The organism is Citrobacter sp. VF227, assembly GCF_052950715.1.
In genome coordinates this window covers 1-476 of sequence record NZ_JBRFVF010000356.1, presented here as the reverse complement: position 1 = coordinate 476, position 476 = coordinate 1, and the positions used below count along the sequence as shown (strand labels likewise).

Annotated in this window: 1 pseudogene; it reads right to left on the bottom strand. The window is 72.1% G+C overall.

Features of this window, described 5'->3' with window-relative positions:
* Positions 1-185: 185 nt before the first annotated feature.
* Positions 186-476: pseudogene (gene murD, locus ACU8YC_RS26730) on the bottom strand (UDP-N-acetylmuramoyl-L-alanine--D-glutamate ligase); the annotation flags it as partial.

The following is a 476-nucleotide window of genomic DNA, read 5'->3' as shown; positions in this document are numbered from 1 at the left end:
GAGCGCCGTGACCCGGGACCTCGCCCAGAGCATGCAGAGCGCCGCGGGCGCCGTCACGGCGATCACCGGGAATATCGGGTCGATCGTCCAGTCGGTGGCCAACGTCTCGCAGGCGGTCGACACCACCCGCGACGCCGCCAAGGTTCTGGCGCGCTGAGGTTCTGGCGCGCTGAGGTGGCGCCGCCTCAGGGCAGCGCCTGCACCAGCTCCCGGAAGCGGTTGCCGCGGATCTCGAAGTTCCGGAACTGATCGTAGGACGCGCAGGCCGGCGACAGCAGCACCACCGGTTCCGGTGCGCCCGAGGCGGCGGCGTTCTCGGCGGCCTTCGGGACGGCGTTCTCGAGGGTCTCGCAGCGCGTGTAGGGCACGGCGCCCTCCAGGGTCGCCGCGAAGGCGTCCGACGCCGCGCCGATCAGGTAGGCGTGCGCGACCCGCTCGAAATACGGCACCAGCGGGAAGATCCCGCCCTCCTTGGC